This window comes from Achromobacter sp. RW408, assembly GCF_003184165.1.
In the GTDB taxonomy this organism is placed as follows: Bacteria; Pseudomonadota; Gammaproteobacteria; order Burkholderiales; family Burkholderiaceae_B; genus Achromobacter; species Achromobacter xylosoxidans.
In genome coordinates this window covers 1-25240 of the sequence record NZ_QHHO01000002.1, presented here as the reverse complement: position 1 = coordinate 25240, position 25240 = coordinate 1, and the positions used below count along the sequence as shown (strand labels likewise).

At 67.4% G+C, this 25240-nt stretch carries 24 protein-coding genes and 1 pseudogene; 16 read left to right on the top strand and 9 right to left on the bottom strand.

The window, feature by feature from the left end; genetic code table 11:
• Positions 1-129 precede the first annotated feature (129 nt).
• From DK459_RS00480 to DK459_RS00465, 4 genes are all read left to right on the top strand, one after another.
• Positions 130-1635, top strand: a complete 1506-nt coding sequence (locus DK459_RS00480) for a DEAD/DEAH box helicase (RefSeq protein WP_054442533.1) — start codon at positions 130-132, stop codon at positions 1633-1635.
• 45 nt (positions 1636-1680) lie between these two features.
• On the top strand, positions 1681-2310 hold the full coding sequence (locus DK459_RS00475; RefSeq protein WP_006386996.1) for a LysE family translocator: 630 nt from the start codon (positions 1681-1683) through the stop codon (positions 2308-2310).
• A gap of 111 nt (positions 2311-2421) precedes the next feature.
• The gene (locus DK459_RS00470) at positions 2422-4029 is read left to right on the top strand and encodes a peptide chain release factor 3 (protein WP_020925644.1); all 1608 of its coding nucleotides are present in this window, start codon (positions 2422-2424) and stop codon (positions 4027-4029) included.
• Between the two features lie 37 nt (positions 4030-4066).
• Positions 4067-4753, top strand: coding sequence for a hypothetical protein (locus DK459_RS00465; RefSeq protein WP_006386994.1), 687 nt, complete (start codon positions 4067-4069; stop codon positions 4751-4753).
• Positions 4754-4837: 84 nt separating this feature from the next.
• Here DK459_RS00465 and bfr read toward each other — a convergent pair whose 3' ends face one another.
• Positions 4838-5314, bottom strand: coding sequence for a bacterioferritin (gene bfr, locus DK459_RS00460; RefSeq protein ID WP_006386993.1), 477 nt, complete (start codon positions 5312-5314; stop codon positions 4838-4840).
• A 424-nt stretch (positions 5315-5738) separates the two neighbouring features.
• Complete coding sequence (locus tag DK459_RS00455) at positions 5739-6653, bottom strand: DMT family transporter (RefSeq protein ID WP_024067401.1); 915 nt, start codon at positions 6651-6653, stop codon at positions 5739-5741.
• 113 nt (positions 6654-6766) lie between these two features.
• Between DK459_RS00455 and DK459_RS00450 the strand changes: the two genes are divergently transcribed.
• Positions 6767-7687: a LysR substrate-binding domain-containing protein gene (locus DK459_RS00450; RefSeq protein ID WP_006386991.1), complete on the top strand. Its 921-nt coding sequence runs from the start codon at positions 6767-6769 to the stop codon at positions 7685-7687.
• On the opposite strand, the gene DK459_RS00445 is transcribed toward DK459_RS00450, so the two are convergent.
• The 4 genes from DK459_RS00445 to rpoN all read right to left on the bottom strand — a co-directional run bounded on the left by DK459_RS00445 (position 7657) and on the right by rpoN (position 10228).
• Positions 7657-7956 carry a bacterioferritin-associated ferredoxin gene (locus tag DK459_RS00445; protein ID WP_006386990.1) on the bottom strand — a complete coding sequence of 100 codons (300 nt, stop codon included), beginning with the start codon at positions 7954-7956 and terminating at the stop codon, positions 7657-7659. The genes DK459_RS00450 and DK459_RS00445 overlap by 31 nt on opposite strands.
• Before the next feature lie 178 nt (positions 7957-8134).
• Complete coding sequence (locus tag DK459_RS00440) at positions 8135-8413, bottom strand: type II toxin-antitoxin system RelE/ParE family toxin (RefSeq protein WP_006386989.1); 279 nt, start codon at positions 8411-8413, stop codon at positions 8135-8137.
• A 69-nt stretch (positions 8414-8482) separates the two neighbouring features.
• Complete coding sequence (locus DK459_RS00435) at positions 8483-8689, bottom strand: hypothetical protein (RefSeq protein WP_024067400.1); 207 nt, start codon at positions 8687-8689, stop codon at positions 8483-8485.
• 93 nt (positions 8690-8782) lie between these two features.
• A complete protein-coding gene (rpoN, locus tag DK459_RS00430) occupies positions 8783-10228 on the bottom strand; it encodes an RNA polymerase factor sigma-54 (RefSeq protein ID WP_024067399.1) in 1446 nt (481 codons plus the stop codon).
• Here rpoN and DK459_RS00425 point away from each other — a divergent pair.
• The 3 genes from DK459_RS00425 to leuA all read left to right on the top strand — a co-directional run bounded on the left by DK459_RS00425 (position 10227) and on the right by leuA (position 14147).
• Positions 10227-10877, top strand: coding sequence for a hypothetical protein (locus DK459_RS00425; RefSeq protein WP_024067398.1), 651 nt, complete (start codon positions 10227-10229; stop codon positions 10875-10877). The two genes, rpoN and DK459_RS00425, sit on opposite strands and share 2 nt — an antisense overlap.
• 192 nt (positions 10878-11069) lie before the next feature.
• Entirely contained in the window at positions 11070-12047 is a 978-nt protein-coding gene (locus tag DK459_RS00420; RefSeq protein WP_024067397.1) for a tripartite tricarboxylate transporter substrate binding protein, read from the top strand.
• 390 nt (positions 12048-12437) lie between these two features.
• On the top strand, positions 12438-14147 hold the full coding sequence (gene leuA / locus DK459_RS00415) for a 2-isopropylmalate synthase (RefSeq protein WP_006386984.1): 1710 nt from the start codon (positions 12438-12440) through the stop codon (positions 14145-14147).
• A gap of 163 nt (positions 14148-14310) precedes the next feature.
• Here leuA and DK459_RS00410 read toward each other — a convergent pair whose 3' ends face one another.
• Positions 14311-15639, bottom strand: a complete 1329-nt coding sequence (locus DK459_RS00410; RefSeq protein WP_006386983.1) for an amidase — start codon at positions 15637-15639, stop codon at positions 14311-14313.
• 317 nt (positions 15640-15956) lie between these two features.
• Between DK459_RS00410 and DK459_RS00405 the strand changes: the two genes are divergently transcribed.
• From DK459_RS00405 to DK459_RS00380, 6 genes are all read left to right on the top strand, one after another.
• Positions 15957-16970 carry a LacI family DNA-binding transcriptional regulator gene (locus DK459_RS00405; RefSeq protein ID WP_006386982.1) on the top strand — a complete coding sequence of 338 codons (1014 nt, stop codon included), beginning with the start codon at positions 15957-15959 and terminating at the stop codon, positions 16968-16970.
• A 37-nt stretch (positions 16971-17007) separates the two neighbouring features.
• Positions 17008-17805 (top strand): phosphodiesterase, encoded by a 798-nt coding sequence (locus DK459_RS00400; RefSeq protein WP_006386981.1) that lies wholly within the window; start codon positions 17008-17010, stop codon positions 17803-17805.
• 122 nt (positions 17806-17927) lie between these two features.
• A complete protein-coding gene (locus tag DK459_RS00395; RefSeq protein ID WP_006386980.1) occupies positions 17928-18983 on the top strand; it encodes an ABC transporter ATP-binding protein in 1056 nt (351 codons plus the stop codon).
• A 33-nt stretch (positions 18984-19016) separates the two neighbouring features.
• Positions 19017-20312 carry an ABC transporter substrate-binding protein gene (locus DK459_RS00390; RefSeq protein WP_047992427.1) on the top strand — a complete coding sequence of 432 codons (1296 nt, stop codon included), beginning with the start codon at positions 19017-19019 and terminating at the stop codon, positions 20310-20312.
• Between the two features lie 13 nt (positions 20313-20325).
• On the top strand, positions 20326-21201 hold the full coding sequence (locus DK459_RS00385; protein ID WP_026384938.1) for a carbohydrate ABC transporter permease: 876 nt from the start codon (positions 20326-20328) through the stop codon (positions 21199-21201).
• Positions 21198-21998, top strand: coding sequence for a carbohydrate ABC transporter permease (locus tag DK459_RS00380; RefSeq protein ID WP_006386977.1), 801 nt, complete (start codon positions 21198-21200; stop codon positions 21996-21998). The genes DK459_RS00385 and DK459_RS00380 overlap by 4 nt, the downstream gene beginning before the upstream one ends.
• Before the next feature lie 64 nt (positions 21999-22062).
• On the opposite strand, the gene DK459_RS00375 is transcribed toward DK459_RS00380, so the two are convergent.
• Complete coding sequence (locus DK459_RS00375) at positions 22063-22380, bottom strand: hypothetical protein (protein WP_006386976.1); 318 nt, start codon at positions 22378-22380, stop codon at positions 22063-22065.
• An 80-nt stretch (positions 22381-22460) separates the two neighbouring features.
• Positions 22461-22805: a DUF1840 domain-containing protein gene (locus DK459_RS00370; protein WP_020925654.1), complete on the bottom strand. Its 345-nt coding sequence runs from the start codon at positions 22803-22805 to the stop codon at positions 22461-22463.
• 317 nt (positions 22806-23122) lie between these two features.
• Between DK459_RS00370 and argS the strand changes: the two genes are divergently transcribed.
• Positions 23123-24823 (top strand): arginine--tRNA ligase, encoded by a 1701-nt coding sequence (gene argS, locus DK459_RS00365; RefSeq protein ID WP_054485373.1) that lies wholly within the window; start codon positions 23123-23125, stop codon positions 24821-24823.
• Between the two features lie 9 nt (positions 24824-24832).
• Positions 24833-25240, top strand: a pseudogene (locus DK459_RS00360) (SPOR domain-containing protein); the annotation flags it as partial.

The window sequence follows — 25240 nt, the reverse complement described above, 5'->3', positions numbered from 1 at the left end:
CAATCCGCACGCGTCCGCTAGGCACTTCGCCGCCAAGCTTCGCCCTCAGGGGCGCTTCCCTTTTCTCCTTATTCGTCCGCCTGGATTGGAGTCTCTCAACTTGAGCGACGGGCTGCCGCTGGAGTTGTTTTGACTACCTCTTCCTCTTTCGCCGACCTCGGGCTGGCTGATTCCCTGTTGCGCGCCATTGCCGATACCGGCTACACCGCGCCCACCCCCATCCAGGCCCAGGCGATTCCGCAGGTCCTCAAGGGCGGCGACCTGCTGGCCGCCGCCCAGACCGGCACCGGCAAGACCGCCGGCTTCACGCTGCCCATCCTGCATCTGCTGATGCAGCGCAAGCCGGAAGCCCGCAAGGCCGGCCGCCCGCGCTGCCTGATCCTGACCCCGACGCGTGAACTGACCGCGCAGGTGGCCGAATCGGTGCAGACCTACGGCAAGCACACCTCGCTGACGTCCATGGTGATGTTCGGCGGCGTCAACATCAACCCCCAGATCTCCGCCCTGCGCAAGCCGCTGGACATCCTGGTGGCCACCCCCGGCCGCCTGCTGGACCACTGCGGCCAGAAGACGGTCGACCTGTCCGGCGTCGAGATCCTGGTGCTGGACGAAGCCGACCGCATGCTGGACATGGGCTTCATCCGCGACATCCGCAAGATCCTGGCCCTGCTGCCCAAGCAGCGCCAGAACCTGCTGTTCTCGGCCACCTTCTCCGATGAGATCCGCGCGCTGGCGCGCGGCGTGCTGAACGATCCGGGCGAAGTCTCGGTCACCCCGCGCAACACCGCCACCGAACTGGTCACCCAGACGGTGCACCTGGTCGAACAGCACCACAAGCGCGACCTGATCAGCCACATCATCCGCGAAAGCGGCTGGCACCAGGTGCTGGTGTTCACGCGCACCAAGCACGGCGCCAACCGCCTGGCCGAAAAGCTGGTCAAGGACGGCCTGACCGCCGCCGCGATCCACGGCAACAAGAGCCAGTCGGCCCGCACCCGCGCGCTGGCCGGCTTCAAGGACGGCACCGTGACGGTGCTGGTGGCCACCGACATCGCCGCGCGCGGCCTGGACATCGACCAGCTGCCCCAGGTGGTGAACTTCGAACTGCCCAACGTACCGGAAGACTACGTGCACCGCATCGGCCGCACCGGCCGCGCCGGCGCCACCGGCGCCGCGGTCTCGCTGGTGGACAACAGCGAGATCAAGCTGCTCAAGGACATCGAGCGCCTGATCAAGAAGACGATCGAGCGCAAGCCGGTGGCCGACTGGACCCCGCCCGCCACCAGCGCCGCCGCCTTCGAACGCCAGGAACGCGACGAAGACTCGCGCCAGCCGCGTGGCGGCGGCCGTAACGGCGGCCGCGGCGGCAATGCCGGCGCGCCCCGTTCGCGCCCGGCCAACGCCGCGCCGCGCAACGCCAACGGCGGCCGCGCCCCGGCGCCGGCCCGCGCCGGCGGCGACAACCGCGGCAGCCAGGGCCAGCGCGACGGCAAGCCCTCCGACCGTCCGGCCCACGCCGGCCGCGGCGACGCCCGCCCGCAGCAGAACCATCGCCGTCCCGAAGGCAGCGCCCGTCCCGCCGGCAACGGCGGCCGTCCGGCCGGCGGCCCACGCGCGGCGCTGCTCTCCAAGTAATATCAGCGGCATACCTGTAACTGCGACCCACGGACCCGCGCCATCATGCCTCTTTCCACCTGGTTGACGTTCTTCCTGGCCTCCTGGGCCATTTCGTTCTCGCCCGGCGCGGGGGCCATCTCCGCGATGTCCTCCGGACTGAAGTACGGCTTTGCCCGCGGCTACTGGAACACGGCCGGCCTGATCATGGGCATCCTGTTCCAGTTCGTGGTGGTCGCGGTCGGCCTGGGCGCGGTGCTGGCCACTTCCGAGATGGCCTTCAACGTGGTCAAGTACCTGGGTGTGGCCTACCTGATCTACCTGGGGGTGCGCCAGATCCGCACCGACGCCGCGCCGGTCGCGGTCGATGCCGGCGATCCCAAGCAGGCCTCGATCCGCGAGCTGGTGATGCGCGGCTTCCTGATCAACACCATGAACCCCAAGGGCACGGTGTTCCTGCTGGCCGTGGTGCCGCAGTTCGTCGACACCGCCTTGCCGCTGACGCCGCAGTACGCGGCGCTGGCCGGCACGCTGGCGTTCACCGACCTGGTGGCGATGGGCGTGTACACGCTGCTGGCGGCGCGCGTGCTGCGCCTGCTGCGCGACGCCAAGCACATCCGCTGGATGAACCGCACCTTCGGTTCGCTGTTCATCCTGGCCGGCGTGTTCCTGGCTTCGTTCCGCCGCCATTCCTGAATTTCCACGCGCGGGGCACGCGCCGGCAACGGCGCGTGCCCCGCTTGTTTCGATGCACGATACCGGACCGCGCCGGGCCCAGGCCACGGCGTCAGGTTGAATCCTCCGATCATGAACATCCCACAAGAAGTAGCGCGGCGCCGTACCTTCGCCATCATTTCCCACCCCGACGCGGGCAAGACCACGCTGACCGAAAAGCTGCTGCTGTTCGCAGGCGCGATCCAGATCGCCGGCAGCGTCAAGGCGCGCAAGGCCTCGCGCCACGCGTCCTCCGACTGGATGGAAATCGAAAAGCAGCGCGGCATTTCGGTGGCCTCGTCGGTGATGCAGATGGAATACCGCGACTGCGTCATCAACCTGCTCGACACCCCGGGCCACCAGGACTTCTCGGAAGACACCTACCGCGTGCTGACGGCGGTCGACGCCGCGCTGATGGTGATCGACGCCGCCAACGGCGTCGAGCCGCAGACCATCCGCCTGCTGCAGGTCTGCCGCGCGCGCAACACGCCCATCATCACGTTCATCAACAAGATGGACCGTGAAGTGCGCGAACCGCTCGAGCTGCTGTCGGAAATCGAAGGCCATCTGGGCATGGACGCCGTGCCGTTCTCGTGGCCGGTGGGCATGGGCAAGGCCTTCGGCGGCGTGTTCGATATCCGCCGCGACCGCATGCGCGTGTTCCGCCCCGGACAGGAGCGCCGTTCGGACAACGACGACTTCATCGAAGGCCTGAGCAACCCCGAGATCGCGCGCCGCTTCGGTTCGGCCTTCGACCAGGCCAGCGGCGAGATCGAGCTGATCAATGAAGCCGCGCCCGCCTTCGACCGCGACCAGTTCCTGGCCGGCAAGCAGACCCCGGTGTTCTTCGGCTCGGCCATCAACAACTTCGGCGTGCAGGAAGTGCTGGACGCGCTGGTCGAGCAGGCCCCGCCTCCCGGCCCGCGCGTCGCGCTGCAACGCGAAGTGCAGCCCGAGGAACCCAAGTTCACCGGCGTCGTGTTCAAGGTGCAGGCCAACATGGATCCGGCTCACCGCGACCGCGTCGCCTTCGTGCGCGTCAGCTCCGGCCGCTTCGAGCGCGGCATGCGCCTGAAGGTCGCGCGCACCAACAAGGAAATGCGCCCCAACAACGTGGTGTCGTTCCTGTCGCAACGCCGCGAACTGCTGGACGAGGCCTATGCCGGCGACGTCATCGGCATCCCCAACCACGGCGTGCTGCAACTGGGCGACGTGCTGACCGAGGGCGAAACGCTGCAATTCACGGGCCTGCCGTTCTTCGCGCCCGAGCTGTTTCAGGCCGTCGAAGTGAAGGACCCGCTGCGCACCAAGCAATTGCGCACCGGCCTGACGCAGCTGGGCGAAGAGGGCGCCATCCAGGTGTTCCGCCCCGAGGCCGCCGGCGGTTCGCTGCTGCTGGGCGCGGTCGGCCAGCTGCAGTTCGAAGTGGTGGCCCACCGCCTCAAGACCGAGTACGGCGTGGACGCCCGGATGATGCCTTCGCGCTACACAATGGCACGTTGGATTACCTCTGATAACCCCAAGGCGCTGCGCAAGTTCATGGATGCCAATGCCGCCCATATCGCCTATGATGTGGTCGATGCGGCGGCGTTTTTGATCAGTTCCCCCGCGCAGTTGCGCGTGGCCGAGGAACTGTATCCGGATGTGAAATTCCACGCCATGCGCGAGCACGGCGGCAAGGTTTTCGGAGACAAGGCGTAGACCCGTTCGGGTACCGCACGGCAGATTGAGGGTAGCAATGTCTTGGCGTTTATTATTCGCAACGCTCCTGCTGGCGCTTGGCGCGTCGGCCTGGGGCGGTATTCAATTGGGTGACTGGCTGGTGGCGCATGCGCCGCAGGCCGCGCCCGCGCCCGGCCAGGATGCGGCCGCGTCGCAGCAGCCCGTGCTCGATGCCAACGGGCGCCCCTACGTGGCGCAGCCGCCGCAGCCGCGCATCGATGGCACGCTCGGCGTGCCCGACAAACCGGCCGACCGCGAGTGGGCCATCAATACCGTCTCGCTTTTCGACACCGTCAGCGATCCCGCCGTGAAGATCTCGCGCGAGCGCATCAGCCAGGACCAGGCGCGCGAAATCGCCGCCGCCTCGCAAGTGCCGCTGCCGCAAGGCACATCAGACGTCAGCACGCTCGACCTGCAGGCGCCCGGCACCGGCACCGCCGTCAATGGCGGGCAGGGCCAGGCCCCGGGGCAGCAGGCGGCTGGCTACGGCAATACGCAAATGGTGCAGGCGCCGCCCCCGCCCAATTCGTCGCCCGCCCCCGGCGCGCCCGGATGGCAGGATGCGCTCAAGCGCGAACTGGCCCACTGTGCCACGCAGGGCTTCTTCGAGCGCCCCTCGTGCTCGTGGGCGGCCCGCAACAAATACTGCGGTCCCAACCGGGCCTGGGGCACGATGGCCGAGTGCCCGGCGCGCCCGCAGTAAGCCGCATCGTCCAGATCGCGCCACGCGCGATCACGCAAAAAAATGGCGCCCCGAGGGGCGCCATTTTCATGCCGGGCTGATCGATCAGTCGGGCACGGACATCTGGCTTTGCAGGTAGTTCTGCAGGCCCACCTTGTCGATCAGGTCGATCTGGGTTTCCAGATAGTCGATGTGCTCTTCGGTATCGTCCAGGATGTCCTGGAACAGGTCGCGCGAAACGTAGTCACGCACCGATTCGCAATAGGCGATGGCTTCCTTCACGGTGGCCTGGGCGCCTTGCTCCAGCTTCAGGTCACAGGCCAGCAGTTCCGGCACGTCCTCGCCGATCAGCAGCTTGTGCAGGTCCTGCAGGTTGGGCAGGCCGTCGAGCATGAAGATGCGCGCGATCAGGCGATCCGCATGCTTCATTTCGCCGATGGATTCTTCGTACTCGTGCTTGCCCAGCTTGTCGAAACCCCAGTGGTTCAACATGCGCGCATGCAGGAAATACTGGTTGATCGCCGTCAGCTCGTTGGTCAGTTGCTTGTTCAGGAACTGGATGACGGTTTTATCGCCTTTCATGATGGACTCCTTGCAGTCAGGCGCGACGCGCACTGCATCGCGACAAGAAGCGCACGATGCCGCGAGTACGCAACCCCGGCAGACTAACATCGGCCGCGGGGCCGCGCCTAGCCTTGGCGCGCATTTGGTAAACCGCTTTACGAGCGCTACAAGAAAGCGACAGACGAATGAGAATGAGTATGCATGCGCGATGTCCTGCGGGCAATGCATCGCGGTTTCGCGGGCTGGGCGGACACGGGCGTCCCATTTGCCGCGGCATTTCAAGCGCGCCGCACCGCGTGAATGGCGTGATGACGCCATGAATCTATCAGACCGTTCCGACCGCACGCCACGTTGTGCAAACCCAACCCTGGCGTGCTGCGCGAGGTGCCGCGCCACGCGCACGCCCCAGCCTCGGCCAGCTTGACGCGCGCGCTGCCCGCGCCTAGGCGGCGCGCCGCGTCGCCAGCCAGATGCCGAACGCGATCGGCACGATGCCCAGCAGGTCGAGCCACGACACCGACTCGCGCAATACCACCCAGCCGAACAGCAGGCCCAGCGGCGGCATCAGGAAATGCAGCGCGCTGGCCGCGGTGGCGCTGGCGCGTCCGAGGATCATGAACCACAGGTAATAACCGCCAATGGACACCGCCACGATCATGTAGGCCATGCTCCAGAACAGGCTGGCCGTCATGCGCGCGTCGCCGAGGCTCTCGTGCAGCAGCGCCACCGGCATCAGCGCCACCGCCCCGGCCAGCGACTGGATGCCCGTCGCCATCCACAGTCCCGTCGACGGCTTGAGGCGTTTGTAGAGCAGCGTGCCCGCCACCAGCGCCACCAGGCCGCCTGTCACCAGCAGGGTGCCATGCAGATCCTCCTGCATGCCCGACAGCCGCGAGCGCAGCACCAGCGCCACGCCCGCCAGGCCCAGGCACAGCCCGAACATCTTGCGCCAACCGAGCCGCTCGCCCAGCACCGGGCCGGCCAACACGCCGATCAACAGCGGATTGGTGCTGATCAGCACCGCGGTGAATGCGGACGACACCGTCGTCATGCCACTCCAGCTCAGGCCAAGGTAGGCCGCGTTGTTCAAGACCCCCAGAAGCACCAGCGCCGCCAGATCGCGGGCGCCGGGCCGCGACCACCGGCCGCTGGCCGCGGCCACGCCGAGCATCAGGGCGCCAGCGATCAGGAAGCGAATGGTCAACAGGGTCAGCGGCGGACAGTCGCGCACCGCGATCTTGGCCGCCGCGAACGCCGAGCTCCACAGGAAACAGAATGCCGCGATGGGCGCCCAGGCCACCCCCATCGGCGCGTCGGCGGGCAGGGCGGTGGCGGGCAAAGTCGATGACGCCTTCATGGCAGCAGGTCCGGGCAAAGGAAGATGAGCCCATTCTGGGCGCGGCCCTATCCATTGACAAACGCTTTATTTGGATCAAAAGTATTTGAAAAACCGATGCAAAGGCGCCTCCCATGCTCGATCTCGATCTATTGCACAGCTTCGTCTCCGTCGTCGACGCGGGCGGCTTCACCCGCGCCGGCGAACGGGTGCACCGCAGCCAGTCCACCGTGAGCCAGCAGATCCGCAAACTCGAGGAGACCCTCGAATGCACGCTGTTCGTGCGCGAAGGCCGCCAGGTCCACCTGACCGAGGACGGCGAACGCCTGCTCGGCTATGCGCGCCGCATGCTGGCGCTGTCCACCGAAGTGCGTGAGGCGGTCAGCGGCCGCAAGCGGGTCGAGGTGATCCGGCTGGGCATTCCCGACGATTTCGCCGCCGACACGCTCACGGCCATCGTGGCGCAGTTCGCCCGCGCCCGGCCGAGCGTCCGGCTGTCGGTGCGCTGCGACCTGACCGTGGCCCTGACCCGCGGCCTGGAACGGGGCGACCTGGATCTGGCGCTGCTCAAGCGCGAACCCGGCGCCGGGCCGGCCCTGGCGACCTGGCGGGAACACTTGCACTGGATCGCGGGCGCGCCAGCCCTGCCCGCCAGCACCGAACCGGTGCCCTTGGTGGCCTTTCCGCAGGGCTGCATCTACCGCAACCGCGCGATTCACGCGCTCGAACGCGCTGCACGCCGCTGGCGCATCGCTTACGAAAGCCCCAATCTGATGGGAATACAGGCCGCGCTGGCGGGAGGACTGGGGGTGGCATTGCTGGAGCGCCGCTGCATCGCCGCGGGGCATCGGCTGGTCGACGACGCGCTGCCCGCGGTGCCGCCGTCCGAGCTGGCGCTATGCCTGTCCGAACCAGCGCGCGAGCCAGTGCGCCAGTTGGCGGGAATGATCAGGGATTTTTGTGAAACGGAAACACAACGGCTTGCAGGGCTGGGCCTGCAAGCCGTGGCAGGTGGCGGCGCCGCTCAGGCGACGGCGACCTGGATGACCGGATAGCTGCTGTTCGCCGCGGACGTGCCCGGTTCGGCCATGGTGGCCGGCGGGTTGACCGGAACGGCGATCGAGCGCACATCGCACACGCTGGAACAGCGGCCGCCCGGCAGGTATTCGGCGGCGGTGGCCGCGCAGCAGCCGCAGCACGTGGCCACGCCCAGCTCGAACTGCAGGTCGGAAAGCGACGTCGCGCCCGCGTCCACGCTGGCGCGGACTTGGCGTTCGGTGATGGCATTACATACGCAAATGTACATGAGAATAATTATCGGCATTTGTTCATGCAATGGCAAGTACTCAGCGTAAATAATTTGCAACCCCGTGGTCATCTAACCTATTGAAATAAGGGACGTTTTATCGGAACCGTTTCAGGCGGGGCGAGGCGGTTCATGCCTCGCCGGGCGTCCGATGCGACGCCGGGCAAGCGGCCGCAGCGCGGCGCCAGGGCCGTCGCTAGGGGGGATATTCCCGGCGGGCGTGTACGATGTTGACGACCTCGATCGCCAACGCGGTCACCCGGTAGACCACCACGTAATTAGGGTGTACGACGCATTCGCGCGTGCCAGAGACGCGGCCGGCTCGATATCGGCAAGGGTGCCGCGCCAGGGACAGCACGGCATTGTCGATGCGTTGCCGGAGGTCGCGTGCCGCCTGCGGACTACGCTCGGCGATGTAGGAGATGATCCCCGCCAGATCGTCTGCGGCGGTTTGAAGCCAGGATACGTCGAGCATGGGAAAGCCGGGCCGCGTCCGGGGCCGGGCGCGATTGACGTCCCCCCATGACGTGCTTCAAGCTTTTTTTCAGTTTTCTCCGTCTTGCGGATCCAGCTGACGACGGCACGCCGTTTCGATAATGGCATCGATGCGGGCCATCACCCTTTGATGCGAAACGGCGGGACGCGGATCGTCCAGGCTGGCTTGCACCTTCGCGCGGAACCAGCGGTCGTAGCTGACCGCCTGTTCTTCGGTCTCGAATTCCGAGAGGATGGAGGAAGGGATTGGGCCCATGGAAAAGCTCCTGATGAAGGCCCAGTGTACGGTAACGGACGCTCGTCGAGGCACCGCGCGCCGCGATGCTTCGCCGCAAAAAAGTCCCTTATTTCACCGCGCCGCGGCCTGCGCCTTGCGCAGCGCGGCCGGCGCGATCCGCAGTGCCTCGCGGTATTTCGCGACCGTCCTGCGGGCGATGACGATGCCCTGATCGGCCAGTTTTTCCATGATCTGGCTGTCGGACAGCGGCTTGGCCCGGTTCTCCTCGGCCACCATCTGGCGGATGAAAGTCTGCACCGCCGTGGCGGATGTGGCGTCGCCGCCATCGGTCGACACCCCCGCCCCGAAGAAGCGCTTGAGCTCCAGCGTACCGAAGGGAGTGAGCATGTACTTCTGTGTCGTGGCGCGTGAAATGGTGGACTCATGCAGGCCCAGCTCGCCGGCAATGTCCTTGAGGATGAGCGGGCGCATGGCCGCCGGCCCCTGGCTGAAGAAGGCGGTCTGGCGGTCGACAATGGCCTGGGCCACTCGCAGGATGGTGTCGAAGCGCTGCTCCACGTTGCGGATCATCCATTTCGCCTGTTGCAGCTGAGACTGCAAGCCGGCGTGGGCCGACTCCTTCTGGTTGGCCAGCATTTGGGCGTACAGGCCATTGATCTGCAGTCGCGGCACGGCGGCGCTGTTGAGCGTCACCTGCCAGCCGCGGCGCGTCTTGCGCACGATGACGTCGGGCACGGCGTAATCGGCCGCCGGGACCGTCCAGGCGCGGCCCGGACGGGGCTCCAGACGCAGGATCAGGGCGTGCGCCGCGCGCAGCGTGGCCTCGTCACAACCGACCGCGGCGCACAGCCTGGCATGGTTGCCGGTGGCCAACAGCGCCAGATGCTGGGCGCAGACCAGGCGGGCGCAGGCCAGCGCCTTGGGATCCGCGGCCTCGGGCAACCGGGCCGTGTCGGGACTGCGCAATTGCAACAGCAGGCACTCGGACATGTCGCGCGCGCCGATGCCGGCCGGGTCGAACGATTGCAGCAGCGACAGCGCGGCGCGCAGCTCGTCCAGGTCCGGCTCCATCTCGGCCGGCAGCCAGCCCAGGATTTCCTCCAGGGGCGAGCCCAGGTAGCCGTTCTCGTCCAGTTCGTCGATCAGCAGCGCCGCCAGCGCGGCGTCGCGCGGCGCGGCGCGGGTCAGCACCAGTTGCCCGAGCAGGTGCTCGCGCAGGGTATCGGGCCGGGCGGCCTCGGGCAGGCTGGAATCATCATCGGGGTAGACCCCGCCCGAACCCGGCATTTCCTCGACCGGGGTGTCGCGCTCGGGCGCGGGTTCGTCGTCCTGCACCGACGACTCGCGCTCGGATTCGGCCTGCGTCTCGACGGAGGCAGGCTCATCGTCGCGTTCCAGCAACGGATTGTCGGCGAGCACTTGCGAGATTTCCGCCTCGAGCTCGAGCGTGGACAGCTGCAGCAACCGGATCGATTGCTGCAGTTGAGGGGTCAGCGTCAGATGCTGGCCGGGCCGCAGTTCTAAAATAGGACGGGTCATAGGTACAATATTTTGCATGATGAATCAGACTTCGCCCGCACGCGTTCGCCAGGATTGCCGACTTATCGGCCAGACCCTGCTCAAACTGGCGCTTCCCCGACTTCTCGTGCGCGCGATCGTGATCGCAGTGGCCGTGATCGTCTGGTATCTCGCCGCTTCCTGGATCCTGGATTTCGGCAAGCGCATCAACTACGACTTCCTGCACACCCTGGGCCAACCCACCATGGACATGGTGCAAAAGGTCAACCCGTACATCTGGTGGGTCGTGGCCGGCATCTGGACCCTGATCGTCTTCTTCATCCTGCGCGCCTGGCTGTCGGCCAGCCTGGCCTCCGGCCGCGCCACCCCGGTCGGCACCGGCGTGCTGGCCGACCTGGCGCCCCAGTTGTCCGAGGAGTCCCTGGGCGTGCTGCGCTGGACCTGGGGCGGCCGTGAAGAACCGTTCACTGTCGGCGACCTGCATCGCTCGCTGTCGGAAATCCGCCACAACCGCATCGGCAAGATCGCCATGGTGGCCGAGCAGGCCGAGATCCTCGACGGCGCCACCGCCCGCCCGCCGCGCGACGGACGCGACGACGGCCGCCGCGATGCGCGCGATTCCCGTGACATTCGCGACGCCCGCGAACCGCGCTACGTCGAACCGCGCATCGGTGGCCCGGCCCGCTGAGCGGCGCGCCCCCCACCGTTCGACGACCCAGGCCGCCGCAAGGCGGCCTGCTTGTTTCAGTCCCCTGCCAGCCGGGCTCCCCTATACTGGCCCTCCAGGCTCGCGCAACCGCGGCCGCGCACTTTAAAACCAGACCAAGCCGATTGCAGAGACCAGTCGGATGCGCGGCCAGCCCCCCTGGAGTTGCTTTACATGTTCCGTCCCCCCGTCCGGTATGCCGCCGGCCTTCTGCTGGCCTGCTCGGCCGCTTTCGTCGCCGCCCCGGCAGCCGCCGCCTGGCCCGACAAGCCCATCACCTTCGTCGCGCCCTTCAGCGCTGGCGGCGCCAACGATCTGGTCGCCCGCATCATCGCCAAGGCGGTGGGCACGACCCTGAACCAGCCCGTCATCGTCGAAAACCGCCCCGGCGCCGGCGGCGTGGTCGGCGCCGCGCACGTCGCGCGCAGCGCGGCCGACGGCTACACCTATCTGGTGGGCAGCAACGGCACCGTCACCAACAGCCTGATCCGCTCGGACCAGCCCTACAAGGACGAAGAACTGACCCCCGTCGCGCTGCTGTCGATCACGCCGTCGGTGATCGTGGCCAATCCGTCGAACCCCGCCAAGGACCTGAAGGACTTCGTCGAACGCGCCAAGCAGGCCAAGACCGACCGTATCACGTTCTCGACCGCCGGCAACGGCAGTACGCCGCACTTCGTGGCCGAGATGGTCAAGGAGGCCACCGGACTGCCGGTCGAGCCCATCGCCTACAAGAGCGGCTCGGAAGGCGTGACCGCGGTGATCGGCAAGCAGGTCGACGCCACCTCGGAAGCCAGCATCGTCACGCTGCCGCTGGTGCAGAGCGGCAAGCTCAAGGCGCTGGCGACCACCTGGGACAAGCGCATGGCCAGCGCGCCCGACATTCCCACCACCGCCGAGCAAGGCTTCCCGGCCATCCGCATCGGCCACTGGGCGGGCCTGTACGCGCCGGCCGGCACGCCCGCCGACGTGCTCGACAAGATGAACGCCGCCGTCGAGAAGTCGCTGCAGACCAAGGAAGTGCAGGACGCGCTGCGCCAGAGCAGCATCGAGCCGGGCGGCGGTTCGCGCGCCAGCTTCGTCGAGTTCGCCAGGAGCGAGCGCGAGCGCCTGGGCCAGGTGGTCAAGAACGGCCACATGCAAATGCAATAACGCGTGTGACGCCAGCCGGGGACGATCTGTCCCCGGCTTTTTTATCGCCTTCCCGATTGCGCTGCCCGCAAAAGTATGTTTGACTAGCAACCTATGGCCGCTTACCGCACCTCCCTCGCGATTGCCACCGGACGCTTTGCCGCTCCGGTTGCCGGCCTGCGCGCTCGTACCGCCTTCATCGCGCTATCGCTATACCTACCGATCGGTTGCCGGGCCTAGTGTCCCCGTGGTAGCTCGGCAGCCACGCTTGCCACACGCGATTTCCCCTTTTCAAAACTGAATCTTGCGCCGCGCGAATGCGGCCAACCCTGGCACCAGGCCGCCATCCGGCCGCATGCCGGCCGAGGAAACCGATCCCGGGATTCACAAGAAACCGATCGAGGTGTAGTGATGATGCTTGCCAACCCCGCCACCAAATACGTCCCCTTCACGCCGTTCGCCCGCGACTTTTCCGAGCGCACCTGGCCCAGCCGCCGCATCACGCAGCCGCCGATCTGGATGAGCACCGACCTGCGCGACGGCAACCAGGCCCTGATCGAGCCGATGAGCGTCGAGCGCAAGCTCCGCTTCTTCGAGCAACTGGTCAAGATCGGCTTCAAGGAAATCGAGGTGGGCTTCCCGTCGGCCTCGCAGACCGACTTCGATTTCGTGCGCAAGCTCATCGACGAAAAGCGCATTCCCGACGACGTCACCATCATCGTGCTGACACAGTCGCGTGAAGACCTGATCAGCCGCACCGTGGAATCCGCGGCCGGCGCCAAGCAGGCCATCGTCCACCTGTACAACGCCTGCGCCCCGGCGTTCCGCAAGGTCGTGTTCAACATGACCAAGGACGAGATCAAGAACATCGCCACGACCGGCACGCGCCTGGTCAAGCAGTACATGGCCAGGCACCCGGAAACCAAGTGGCGCTACCAGTACTCGCCCGAAGTCTTCAGCACGACCGAACCCGAATTCGCGCTGGAAGTCTCGAACGCCGTGGCCGACGTATGGGAGCCCACGCCGGACTGCAAGATGGTGCTGAACCTGCCCGCCACCATCGAGGCCACCACGCCGAACATGTACGCCGACCAGATCGAGTGGATGCACAAGAACCTGGCGCGCCGCGACAGCATCGTGCTGAGCGTGCACCCGCACAATGACCGCGGCACCGCCGTGGCCGCCGCCGAATTCGCCGTGATGGCCGGCGCCGACCGCATCGAAGGCTGCCTGTTCGGCAGCGGCGAGCGCACCGGCAACGTCGACCTGGTCACGCTGGCCCTGAACCTCTACACCCAGGGCGTGCACCCGGGCCTGGACTTCTCGGACATCGACGAAGTGCGCCGCTGCGCCGAGTACTGCAACCAGTTGCCCGTGCACCCGCGCCACCCGTATGCGGGCGACCTGGTCTTCACGGCCTTCTCCGGTTCGCACCAGGACGCCATCAAGAAGGGCTTTGCGCAACAGCAGCCCGACGCCGTGTGGGAAGTGCCGTACCTGCCGATCGACCCGGCCGATCTCGGCCGCAGCTACGACGCCGTGATCCGCGTCAACAGCCAGTCGGGCAAGGGCGGCGTGTCGTACCTGCTCGAACAGGAACACGGCCTGGTGTTGCCGCGCCGCCTGCAGATCGAATTCAGCCGCGCCATCCAGCGCGTCACCGACGAGACCGGCCGCGAAGTCACGGCCGACGACGTGCACACCATCTTCAACCGCGAATACCTGGAACAGAAGGCCCCGTGGAAGCTGGTGCGTCACCGCATCGACGGCAATCCGGCCGCCGGCGAAGGCCAGCACTTCAGCATCGAGGCCGAGCTCGAATACAACGGCGAGCGCCGCATCGTGACGGGCAAGGGCGATGGCGCCATCTCGGCCTTCGTGGCCGCGCTGGACGTGCCCGTGCGCATCATGGACTACCACGAGCACGCCATCGGCACCGGCACCGACACCCGCGCCGCCTCCTATGTGGAACTGCGCGTCGGAGATTCGAGCACGGGCTTCGGCGTGGGCATCGACCGCGACATCGTCACGGCCTCGTTCCAGGCCGTGCTGAGCGCGGTGAACCGCCACATCAACGCCGGCGCCGTCATCACTGAACAGGAAGCCGCCCAGGCCGCGTGATCCGCCGCCAGGCCGCGGGCGCGGCGGTTACCGCCGCCGCGTTCCTCGCGCGCTTCTTACGGTGAAGCCGCGCCGCACAAAAAAATAGCCCGCCTTTATCCGGCGGGCTTTCTTCTTGCGTGATGCCTTCGACCGCGCCGCGACGGGCGCGCGGCGCGCCCCGTCAACCGCGCGGCCACATATCGGATGCGCCGATGTCGGGCTCGCGCGCGGCCAGCAGCCGCTCGTGGACCCAGGCGGCGATCGCCAGGGTGCGGTGGTCATCGTGGCGCTTGCCGATCAGTTGCAGGCCGACCGGCAGGCCCTGCGGGCCGGTGGCGAACGGCAGGTTCAGGCACGGCAGGCCGAACAGCGTCCACGCGCGCGAGAACTGCGGGTCGCCCGTGCCGAGGTCGGCGAACGGCGCCTCGCCGCTGGCGGCGGGCGCGAGCAGCACATCGTACTTGTCGAACCAGCCGTCCACGCGCGCGCGCGATTCCGCGGCGCGCGCCAGATTCTTGATGTGTTCCTCGGCGCTGATCTGGGCCCCGGCCTCGAGGATCGCCTGGATCTTGGGGCTGAGCTGCGCGGCGTGTTCCAGCCGTTCGTAGGCCAGCGCCTGCGACGACTCGAACGCCATGATGTCGGCATGCAGCTGCACCAGCATGCAATGCTCGGGCGGCAACGGCACTTCCTCGACGTGGGCGCCGGCGCGCGACAACGTGGCGGCGGCCTGGGCAAAGGCTTCCTTGGTCTCGGACTGGGCATGGCGCCATTGCAGGCTGCGGTACATGCCGATGCGCGGCTTGGCGTCGTAGGCCAGGTCCAGCAGCCGCGGATCGCGCATCATGACCGAGGCGAACAGGGCCGCGTCCGGTACCGAGCGGGCGAAGCCGCCGACCGTGTCGAGCGATTCGGCCAGGCTCTTGACCCCGGCCCGCGGAATGGCGCCGAACGTAGGCTTGTAGCCGACGATGCCGCAGTACGACGCAGGGCGGATGATGGAGCCTGCGGTCTGCGAACCCAGCGCGAACGGAACCATGTCGTCGGCGACCGCGGCGGCCGAGCCGCTGGAGGAGCCGCCGGGCGTGTAGGCCTCGTTGCGGGGATTGCGCGTGGGGCCGGCCTGGTAGGTGGCGAATTCGGTGGTGACGGTCTTGCCGATCACGATGGCGCCGGCATGGCGGCACAACGCCACGGCGGCGGCGTCCAGCCCGGGATGGTGGCGTTCGTAGATGGGGGAACCGTAGCGGGTGGGCAGATCGACCGTGTCGAACAGGTCCTTGACGCCGATCGGCAGGCCATGCAGCGGGCCGCGCAGGGGGCTGCGATCCAGGGCTTCCGCGTGATCCAGGGCGGCCTGCTTCTGCAGCGCCGTCCAGGCATGGATGGTGTTTTCGCGTTGCTCGATGCGCGCAAAGCAGGCTCGCACCAATTGCACCGCGGTCAATTCGCGCCGTTGCAGCTTGCGCGCCGCTTCAAGCGCGCCAAGTCTGTTTAAGGCAGTAGACATGATCCTTTCCTCTATCCCGGTGCCGCGCGATATGCGCGGTACTGACTTCCGCACCCGGTCCCCTTGACCTGGGGTTTGTCCCGATACGGCACGCGGCATGATGCGTGCCCTTCATGACAAACCCAGCCATTGTGCGCGTCGCGTCAATTGGGAAAACCACTGAAAAAACCGTGTTTTCGCAGGGATTTTCGCGCCACGCCGCGCCTTGGCCTTATGTTGTTGCGTTGTTATCAGCATAGCGCAAACGGGTGCAACACAAAGGTCATATTTGTCTTGTAAGATGAAAACGTTTTCAGCAAACCGGCAGCAATGTAGCCATGGCGTCGCGCGCATCGCCCCGCTTTTCCATCATCGAAGTGGCCCGCAAGGCGGGGGTTTCCCCCGCCACGGTTTCGCGCGCGTTCAACCAGCCCGAAATCGTCCATCCGGATACGCTGGCGCACATCCGCGCCATCGCCAAGCGCGCGGGTTTCCGGCCCAATCGCGTCGGCCGCAGCCTGCGTTCCGGCAGCACCCGCACGATCGGATTGATTCTGCCGACGCTGTCCAATCCGGTATTCGCCGAGTGCTTTGAAGGCGCCGAACGGCGCGCCCGCGAGTCCGGCTACAGCGTGATGCTGACCGCCACCGGCTATGACCCGGCGGTGGAATCGGCCGCGGTGCAGGGCCTGATCGACCACCAGGTCGACGGCCTGATCCTGACGGTGGCGGACGCGGCCCGCAGCGCCACGCTGGACGACCTGGACAGCGCCGGCATGCCCTACGTGCTGGTCTACAACGAATCCGCCGACCATCCCTATGCCTCGGTCGACAATCGCGCGGCCGCCATTGACATGGTCTCGCACCTGGCGGCGCTGGGGCATCGGCGCATCGCCATCGTGACCGGCCCGCTGACGGCCTCCGATCGTGCCCGCCGCCGCCTGTCGGGCGCGCGCGCCTGCGCCAAGAAGCTGGGCCTGGAACCGATCCAGCACATCGCCATGAATTCGCACACCGGCAGCGACGCCGAGGCGATCAAGTCCGCATTGCGCGGCAAACAGGCGCCGACGGCGCTGTTCTGTTCCAACGACCTGCTGGCCACGGCCGTGATTGCCGACCTGGTGGCGCTGGGCCTGTCGGTTCCGTCCGATATTTCCGTCTGCGGCTTCGACGGCATGCGCTTCGGCGCCTTGCTGACGCCGCCGCTGACCACGGTGGCGCAACCCAGTGACGGCATCGGCCAGGCGGCCTGCTCCAACCTGCTGGCGCAGATCCATGGCCAGCCGCCGCAATCGAACCGCCTGCCGCACTGCATCGTGGTGGGCGGCACCGCGGCGCCGGTGCGCCGCTGAACCCCTTCCAGAATAAATACCGATCGAAACACGTGTCATGCTCATCGCACAGATTACCGACCTGCACATGCGCACCCCGGGCGACAAGGCGTACGGCATCATCGACCCTGCCGCCTTCCTCGGCCCGGCGGTGCGCGCGCTCAACGCGCTGACGCCGCGGCCCGACTGCGTGCTGATCACGGGCGACCTGACCGACCTGGGCCGTCCGCATGAATACCAGGCGCTGCGCGAGCAGTTGCAGGCGCTTGAAATCCCTTATTTCCTGCTGCCCGGCAACCATGACGACCGCGCGCAATTGCGCGCCGCCTTCCCGGACCATGGCTATCTGCAAGGACAGGGGCCGTTCATCCAGTATGCCGTCGAAACCTATCCGCTGCGCCTGCTGGCGCTGGACACGGTGGTGCCGATGAAAAGCCACGGCGAGCTGTGCGACGAACGCCTGGGCTGGCTGGCCGCGCGCCTGGCCGAACAGCCCGACCGACCGACGCTGGTGCTGATGCATCATCCGCCATTCCAGACCGGCATCGAGCACATGGACGACATCGGCCTGCTGGCCGGCGGCCCGGAACTTGAAAGCATCGTGGCGCGCTATCCGCGCGTCGAGCGCGTGCTGTGCGGCCACCTGCACCGCACCATCTTCCGCCGCTTCGGCGGCACCATTGCCTCGACCTGTCCGGGCACCGCGCACCAGCTGGCGCTGGAGCTGGGGCCGCGCCCGACCCTGCAATACATCATGGAGCCGCCGGGCTACCAGTTGCACTGGTGGCACGACGGCGCGCTGGTCACGCACCACGCCGTGATTGGGGAATACCCCGGGCCATATCCCTTCGCCTGAGCCCCGATCTCGATTACAAACACTATGCCCTGCCATATCTCCGTCATGTTTGCGCTGCACAATGAAAAGGTTTTCATCGCACGCGCCGCAGACGGATCAGAAAACTAGATCCAAGAGACAGCATGTCATCCATCGTTCTGGATAATCTCACCAAGCAATACGGCGGCGCGGCCGCGATCCACGGCGTCAGCTTCACCGTGCCGGCGGGCAGCTTCACCGTGCTGCTGGGCCCATCGGGTTGCGGCAAATCGACCACGCTGCGCATGATCGCCGGCCTGGACACGCCCACGTCCGGCACCATCCGCATCGGCGACCGCGACGTCACCCAATTGCCGCCGGCCAAGCGCCGCATTTCCATGGTGTTCCAGTCGTACGCGCTGTTCCCGCACCTGTCGGTGCGCGAGAACATCCTGTTCGGCCTGAAGGTGCGTAAGGAGCCCGCGCGCGACTACGACCGCCGCCTGCAACGCGTGGCTTCGCTGCTGGGCCTGGGCCATCTGCTGGACCGCAAGCCGTCGCAACTGTCGGGCGGCCAGCAGCAGCGCGTGGCGCTGGGCCGCGCGGTGATTTCGGAAGCGCCGGTGTGCCTGATGGACGAGCCGCTGTCCAACCTGGACGCGCAGCTTCGCCACGAGATGCGGCGCGAGATCCGCGCCTTGCAGCAGGACCTGGGCATCACCATGGTGTACGTCACGCACGACCAGACCGAGGCCATGAGCATGGCCGACCAGGTGGTGCTGCTGCGCGGCGGACAGATCGAACAGCACGACACGCCCGACGGCCTGTATGCCCGTCCGGCCAGCGAATTCGCGGCGCGCTTCATCGGCACGCCACCCATGAACCTGATCAAGCTGATGCCGCTGCAAGGCGCCACGGTGATCGCCGGCACCCATGGTCCGGCCATCGCCGGCGCGCCGGAGGGCGCCGCCAAGCTGGGCGTGCGCCCTGAACACATCCGCATCGACAGCGACGGCATCGCCGCCACGGTGGAAAGCGTGGAGTACTTCGGCGCCGATTCCATCGTGGTCTGCCGGATCGGCGACAGCGGCGGGATCGCGGTGCGCGTGGGTGGCCACCTGCGCGCCCGCGCCGGCGAAGCGCTGCGCCTGTCGTGGCCGGCCGAACAACAGCATTTCTTTGCCGCCGATTCGGCGGTCATCAACACCGTCGGGCGCTGAAGACGCCCAATCCACAGGAAAGGAAACGCAATCATGCGACGCATCGTACTCAAGACCCTGGCCGCCAGCCTTGCCGCCGCCTGCCTGTCGCTGCCCGCGCAGGCGCAGCAAAAGCCCGTCGAAGTGGAGTTCTACTATCCGGTCGCCGTGGGCGGCCCGATCACCAAGATCGTCGATGACATGGTGACGGACTTCGAGAAGGAAAACCCCGGCATCAAGATCAAGCCGATCTACGCCGGCTCGTATCAGGATTCGATCGCCAAGGCGCTGACCGCCCTGAAGGGTGGCACGCCGCCGCAGCTGGCCGTGCTGCTGTCGACCGACATGTTCACGCTGATCGACGAAGACGCCATCGTGCCGATCGACTCGCTGGCCAAGAGCGACGCCGACAAGAAGTGGCTGGGCGGCTTCTACGACGCCTTCATGCAGAACAGCCGCACCGGCGGCCACACCTGGGGCGTGCCGTTCCAGCGTTCGACCATCGTGATGTACTACAACAAGGATCTGTTCAAGGCCGCCGGCCTGGATCCCGAGCGCGCGCCCGCCACCTGGGCCGAGCTGGTCGAGTACGGCAAGAAGCTGACCAAGCAGGACGCCAGCGGCAACACCACCCAGTGGGGCATCGAGATCCCGTCGGGCGGCGCCTTCGCCTACTGGCTGTTCCAGGCCCTGACCACGCCCAACGGCGCGATCCTGATGAACGAGGCCGGCAACGAGGTCTACCTGGACAAGCCCGCCGTGGTCGAGGCCGCGCAGTTCTGGCGCGACCTGTCGGCCAAGCACAAGGTCATGCCCACCGGCACGATCGACTGGGGCACCACGCCCAAGGACTTCCTGGAAAAGAAGGCCGCCATCATCTGGACCACCACCGGCAACCTGACCAACATCCGCAAGAACGCCGACTTCCCGTTCGGCGTGGCGATGATGCCGCAGCAAAAGCGCGGCGGCAGCCCGACCGGCGGCGGCAACTTCTACATCTTCAAGAGCGGCACGCCTGAGCAGCAGCAGGCCGCGCTCAAGTTCGCGCAGTGGGCCACCACGCCCGAGCGCGCCGCCGACTGGAGCATCGCCACTGGCTACGTGGCCGTGACGCCGGCCGCCTGGCAGACCGAGAAGATGAAGAAGTACGCGCAGGATGTGCCGGCCGCCGCCGTGGCGCGCGACCAGTTGCAGGTGAGCGTGGCCGAATTCTCGACCCACGAGAACCAGCGCGTCACCAAGACCCTGAACGACGCGCTGCAGGCGGCGCTGACGGGTTCGAAGACGCCGCAGCAGGCGCTGACCGACGCCCAGCGCGAAGCCGACCGCATACTGCGTTCCTACAAGTAAATCCGCAAGCACGATGAGCCGCTCTTTGAATGCGCTTTATGGCTGGCTGCTGTTGCTGCCAGCCATCGTGCTGCTCGCCGCGTTCACGCATTACCCGGCGCTGGCGACGCTCTGGCACAGCTTCTATTCCACCCCCAAGGGCGCGCGCCCGGCCCGCTTCGTCGGGCTGGACAACTACGCCGTCATGCGCGACGACCCGGTGTTCTGGCAATCGCTCTGGAACAACCTGTGGTTCGCCCTGGGCACCATCCCGACGTCGATCGGCATCGCGCTGGTCATGGCGCTGTGGGTCAACCGCAACCTGCGCGGGCGAGGCTTCCTGCGCATGGCGTACTTCACGCCGACGGTGCTGCCGATGGTGGCGGTGGCCAATATCTGGCTGTTCTTCTACACCCCGCAGTACGGCCTGATCGCGCAGGTGATGCAGCTGTTCGGCTCGCCCGGCCCCAACTGGCTCGGCAACCGCGAAACCGCGCTGCCGGCGCTGATGCTGGTGACGGTGTGGAAGGAATCCGGTTTCTTCATGATCTTCTACCTGGCCGCGTTGCAGACGGTGTCGCCGTCGCTACGCGAGGCAGCGATGCTGGAAGGGGCCTCGCGCTGGCAGTACTTCCGGCGCGTACTGTGGCCGCTGCTGATGCCGACCACGCTGTTCGTGCTGATCAATGCGCTGATCAACGCCTTCCGGCTGGTGGACCACGTGGTGGTCATGACCCGCGGCGGGCCCGACAACGCCAGCACGCTGCTGCTGTACTACATCTACCAGGTGGGCTTCAGTTTCTGGGACACTGCCTACGCCGCGACGCTGACCGTCGTGCTGCTGGTGGTGCTGGCGCTAACGGCGCTGGTCAAGTTCCGCTGGCTGGACCGCAGGACGCACTACCAATGAAAGACAAGCTCGATACCCTGGGCGCGTGGGCGCTTGGCCTGTTGTGGATCCTGCCGCTGGCGTACGCCGTGTGGGCGGCGTTTCACCCGCCGGCCTACGCCACCCGCTTCGACCTGTTCGCGCCGCTCACGCTCGACAACTTCGCGCGGGCCTGGCAGGCCGCGCCGTTCCCGCGCTACTTCGCCAACACCTTCCTGCTGGTGACGATGGTGCTGGCGGCGCAGCTGGTGCTGTCGACCCTGGCCGGCTACGCCTTCGCGCGCTTCGAGTTCCGCGGCCGCGACTTCGTCTTCATGCTGGTGCTGCTGCAGCTGATGATCATGCCGGACGTGCTGCTGGTGGAGAACTACCGCTCCATGAGCCAGCTGGGCATCCGCGACACGGTGTTCGCCATCGGCCTGCCGTACTTCGCATCGGCCTTCGGCATCTTCCTGCTGCGCCAGACCTTCAAGACGGTGCCGCGCGAATTGGAGGAGGCCGCGCGCATGGAAGGCGCCAACGCGCTGCAGGTGCTGTGGAAGGTCTACGTGCCGCTGGCCAAACCGATCTACGTGGCCTACGGGCTGGTGTCGGTCAGCCACCACTGGAACAACTTCCTGTGGCCGCTGATCATCACCAACTCGGTGGAATCGCGGCCGCTGACGGTGGGCCTGCAGGTGTTCTCGTCGACCGACCAGGGCATCGACTGGTCGGTGATCACCGCCGCCACGCTGATGTCGGCGGCGCCGCTGCTGATCGCCTTCCTGCTGTTCCAGCGCCAGTTCGTGCAGTCGTTCATGCGGGCCGGCATCCGCTGAGCCTACCCTGGAAAGCAAAAGACCCCGCGCCAGGCGGGGTCTTTTCGTTGGCGCGGCCAGTCGGTCAGTAACCGACCGTCAGGCCGGGCAGGTCCACCGTGATGCGCGGGCGTTCCAGCGCCAGCGCCAGGTGCTCGGCGAACTCGCGGGCCTCCTTGGCGTCGGTGGACAGGATGTCGTAGCCCAGCGCGTCGGCCACGCCCAGCACCTTGTCCAGCAGCAGCACCTTGCCGCTGGGGCGCAGGGGCTCGCAGCCCAGGGTTTCCCAGGCGCCGTCAAACCAGTCGCGAGCGTCGTTCTGGCGTTGCGGGCTGGGTTCGACGTTGGCCGACAGGTCCAGCGAGCGCCGGGTGTCGAAAACGATGGTGATGTCGCTGCGCATGGCAGGGATTCCTTGAAATGGCGTCAACCGCAAAGGGTAGGGAAAAATCGCCGGGCAGATTGTCCGTCCGGCGACATTGCCTACCAGCCGCGGGAGACTTCCCAGGTGACCTCGGCGCCGGCGGCCTGCGACTGGCGCATCATGTCCAGCAGCGGGAAGGCGCGTTCCTTCAGGCCGACCGCGCGCGCCATGGGCGCCACCGGCGGCTTGTCCTCGTCTTCCTCGTCCTCGTCGTGGGTGCCCTGGGCCTCTTCGATGGCCCGTTCGATGCCCTGGATGGCCGGACCGAGCTGGTCGACGGTGAACACGCCGCGCTCGGGGATCTTGTCGCCGAAGGACTTGCCCGCGGCCTGCAGCAGGGCGCCGGCATGGTCGGTAAGCATCAGGACTTCGGCCACGACCTTGGAGTGAAATGTAATCAGCATATTCCGGTCTCCTACGGATTGAATACCTTCAATACACTACCGCAACGCCCTGGGGATGCCAACTGGCGCTCCGCCCTACCCGCCGGGGCGGCCCGTGGCCGGTGGCGGTCGCCAAATCAAGCTATGATTCAGGAGATTCCCGTGACGGCAGGATCCGCGGCGGCCCAGGTTGCCGGCGCCCGCGCGGCCGCGCCTCCCCAGGCGCGCCGGCCGGCCGATCCCCGCCCCCGGCACCGCCGGTGGGCCAGCGCGCGGGCCCGCGGCCCGGCCGCGCCCGCAGCCACCCTCGTCACCCACCCGAACTTCTCCAGACGCCCATGCTCCCCGAGCAACAAAAACAGCTTATCTCCCTGATCCAGGCCGCCGTCGCGCAGAGCCTGCCCGACGCCCAGGCCGATACGGCCCAAGCCAACGTGCTGCTGGAGCGCCCCAAGGTCGCCGCCCACGGCGACGTCGCCACCAACGTGGCCATGCAGCTGGCCAAGCCGGCCAAGCGCAACCCGCGTGAACTGGCCCAGGCCATCGTCGAGGCGCTGCTGGCCCTGCCCGGCGCCCGCGACCTGGTCGAAAGCGCCGAGATCGCCGGCCCCGGCTTCATCAACCTGCGCGTCACCGCCGCCGCCCGCCAGGCCGTCATCACGGCCGTGGCCGAGCAGGGCGAGGCCTTTGGCCGCGCCGCCCGCAGCGGCGAGAAGATCCTGGTGGAATTCGTGTCCGCCAACCCGACCGGCCCGCTGCACGTCGGCCACGCCCGCCAGGCGGCCCTGGGCGACGCCCTGTGCCGCCTGTACGACGCCATCGGCTGGGATGTGACCCGCGAGTTCTATTACAACGACGCCGGCAACCAGATCGAGAACCTGGCCATCAGCGTGCAGGCGCGCGCCCGCGGCCTGGGCACCGACTCGCCCGACTGGCCCGCCGACGGCTACAAGGGCGACTACATCCTGGACATCGCCCGCGACTTCCAGGCCGGCAAGACCATCCAGGCCTCGGACGGCGAACCCGTCACCGCCACCGGCAACATCGACAGCCTGGAAGACATCCGCGCCTTCGCCGTGGCCTACCTGCGCCGCGAGCAGGACCTGGACCTGCAGGCGTTCGGGCTGAAGTTCGACAACTATTACCTGGAAAGCTCGCTGTACACCTCGGGCCGGGTCGAGGCCACCGTCAAGGCGCTGATCGCCGGCGGCCATACCTATGAAGAAGGCGGCGCGCTGTGGCTGCGCACCACCGAACTGGGCACGGGCGACGACAAAGACCGCGTCATGCGCAAGAGCGAGGGCGGCTACACCTATTTCGTGCCGGACGTGGCCTACCACAAGGCCAAGTGGGAACGCGGCTTCCACCGCGCCGTGAACATCCAGGGCAGCGACCACCACGGCACCGTGGCGCGCGTGCGCGCCGGCCTGCAGGCGCTGGAAGAGGGCATTCCCAAGGACTACCCGTCGTACGTGCTGCACAAGATGGTCAAGGTGATGCGCGGCGGCCAGGAGGTCAAGATCTCCAAGCGCGCCGGCAGCTACGTCACCATGCGCGACCTGATCGACTGGGTCGGCCGCGACGCCGTGCGCTACTTCCTGATCCAGCGCCGCGCCGACACCGAATTCGTGTTCGACGTCGACCTGGCCCTGTCCAAGAGCGACGAGAACCCGGTCTACTACATCCAGTACGCCCACGCGCGCATCTGCTCGGTCATCAACAACGCCGGCATGCCGGCGGCGGAAGTGGCCGCGGCCGATGCGTCCCTGTTGACCGCGCCGAGCGAATTCGCGCTGATGCAGCGACTGGCCGAGTTCCCCCACGTGGTGGCGCTGGCCGCCCAGGAACTGGCCCCGCACCACATCGCTTTCTGGCTGCGCGACTGCGCCGCCGACTTCCACGGCTGGTATAACGCGGAGCGCGTGCTGGTCGACGACCCCGCGCTCAAGCTGGCGCGCCTGCGCCTGGCCGCGACCACGCGCCAAGTGCTGGCCAACGGCCTGGCGCTGTTGGGCGTGTCCGCCCCCGAGCGGATGTAACATCGGTACATGGCCACCAAGCGCAAATCCACCCGCCGGTCAGGCGAAAGCGGCAGCACCCTGTACGGGGCGCTGGCCGGTCTGCTCCTCGGCTTGATCGTCGCCGCCGTCGTGGCGTTCTACGTCACCAAGGCGCCCGTGCCCTTTGTCGATCGCGCCACCCGCCAGGGCGACGCCGGCAAGCTGCCCGATCCGCGCCAGGCGCCGGATCCCAACGCCGGCCTGTACGGCCGCGACGGCGCGGCGGGCTCCCCGCCCACCGGCCCGACCGCCACGGCGCCCGCGCCGCTGCCGGGCGCGGGCGGCACCGCGCCGGCGGGCAAGTCGGACGACCTGGGCGCGCTGATCGCTACCCTGCCGACCTCCAACAACACGCCCGCGGCCGCCCCCGCGCCGGCCGCCAGCGCGCCGCCCACG

What these genes read in the sequence shown, in the direction of transcription:
- DK459_RS00475 (WP_006386996.1), top strand. Translation starts at nt 1,681, where the DNA reads ATGCCTCTTTCCACCTGGTTGACGTTCTTCCTGGCCTCCTGGGCCATT.
- DK459_RS00470 (WP_020925644.1), top strand. Translation starts at nt 2,422, where the DNA reads ATGAACATCCCACAAGAAGTAGCGCGGCGCCGTACCTTCGCCATCATT.
- DK459_RS00465 (WP_006386994.1), top strand. Translation starts at nt 4,067, where the DNA reads ATGTCTTGGCGTTTATTATTCGCAACGCTCCTGCTGGCGCTTGGCGCG.
- bfr (WP_006386993.1), bottom strand. Translation starts at nt 5,314, where the DNA reads ATGAAAGGCGATAAAACCGTCATCCAGTTCCTGAACAAGCAACTGACC.
- DK459_RS00455 (WP_024067401.1), bottom strand. Translation starts at nt 6,653, where the DNA reads ATGAAGGCGTCATCGACTTTGCCCGCCACCGCCCTGCCCGCCGACGCG.
- DK459_RS00450 (WP_006386991.1), top strand. Translation starts at nt 6,767, where the DNA reads ATGCTCGATCTCGATCTATTGCACAGCTTCGTCTCCGTCGTCGACGCG.
- DK459_RS00445 (WP_006386990.1), bottom strand. Translation starts at nt 7,956, where the DNA reads ATGCCGATAATTATTCTCATGTACATTTGCGTATGTAATGCCATCACC.
- DK459_RS00440 (WP_006386989.1), bottom strand. Translation starts at nt 8,413, where the DNA reads ATGCTCGACGTATCCTGGCTTCAAACCGCCGCAGACGATCTGGCGGGG.
- DK459_RS00435 (WP_024067400.1), bottom strand. Translation starts at nt 8,689, where the DNA reads ATGGGCCCAATCCCTTCCTCCATCCTCTCGGAATTCGAGACCGAAGAA.
- DK459_RS00425 (WP_024067398.1), top strand. Translation starts at nt 10,227, where the DNA reads ATGATGAATCAGACTTCGCCCGCACGCGTTCGCCAGGATTGCCGACTT.
- rpoN (WP_024067399.1), bottom strand. Translation starts at nt 10,228, where the DNA reads ATGCAAAATATTGTACCTATGACCCGTCCTATTTTAGAACTGCGGCCC.
- DK459_RS00420 (WP_024067397.1), top strand. Translation starts at nt 11,070, where the DNA reads ATGTTCCGTCCCCCCGTCCGGTATGCCGCCGGCCTTCTGCTGGCCTGC.
- leuA (WP_006386984.1), top strand. Translation starts at nt 12,438, where the DNA reads ATGATGCTTGCCAACCCCGCCACCAAATACGTCCCCTTCACGCCGTTC.
- DK459_RS00410 (WP_006386983.1), bottom strand. Translation starts at nt 15,639, where the DNA reads ATGTCTACTGCCTTAAACAGACTTGGCGCGCTTGAAGCGGCGCGCAAG.
- DK459_RS00405 (WP_006386982.1), top strand. Translation starts at nt 15,957, where the DNA reads ATGGCGTCGCGCGCATCGCCCCGCTTTTCCATCATCGAAGTGGCCCGC.
- DK459_RS00400 (WP_006386981.1), top strand. Translation starts at nt 17,008, where the DNA reads ATGCTCATCGCACAGATTACCGACCTGCACATGCGCACCCCGGGCGAC.
- DK459_RS00395 (WP_006386980.1), top strand. Translation starts at nt 17,928, where the DNA reads ATGTCATCCATCGTTCTGGATAATCTCACCAAGCAATACGGCGGCGCG.
- DK459_RS00390 (WP_047992427.1), top strand. Translation starts at nt 19,017, where the DNA reads ATGCGACGCATCGTACTCAAGACCCTGGCCGCCAGCCTTGCCGCCGCC.
- DK459_RS00385 (WP_026384938.1), top strand. Translation starts at nt 20,326, where the DNA reads ATGAGCCGCTCTTTGAATGCGCTTTATGGCTGGCTGCTGTTGCTGCCA.
- DK459_RS00380 (WP_006386977.1), top strand. Translation starts at nt 21,198, where the DNA reads ATGAAAGACAAGCTCGATACCCTGGGCGCGTGGGCGCTTGGCCTGTTG.
- DK459_RS00375 (WP_006386976.1), bottom strand. Translation starts at nt 22,380, where the DNA reads ATGCGCAGCGACATCACCATCGTTTTCGACACCCGGCGCTCGCTGGAC.
- DK459_RS00370 (WP_020925654.1), bottom strand. Translation starts at nt 22,805, where the DNA reads ATGCTGATTACATTTCACTCCAAGGTCGTGGCCGAAGTCCTGATGCTT.
- argS (WP_054485373.1), top strand. Translation starts at nt 23,123, where the DNA reads ATGCTCCCCGAGCAACAAAAACAGCTTATCTCCCTGATCCAGGCCGCC.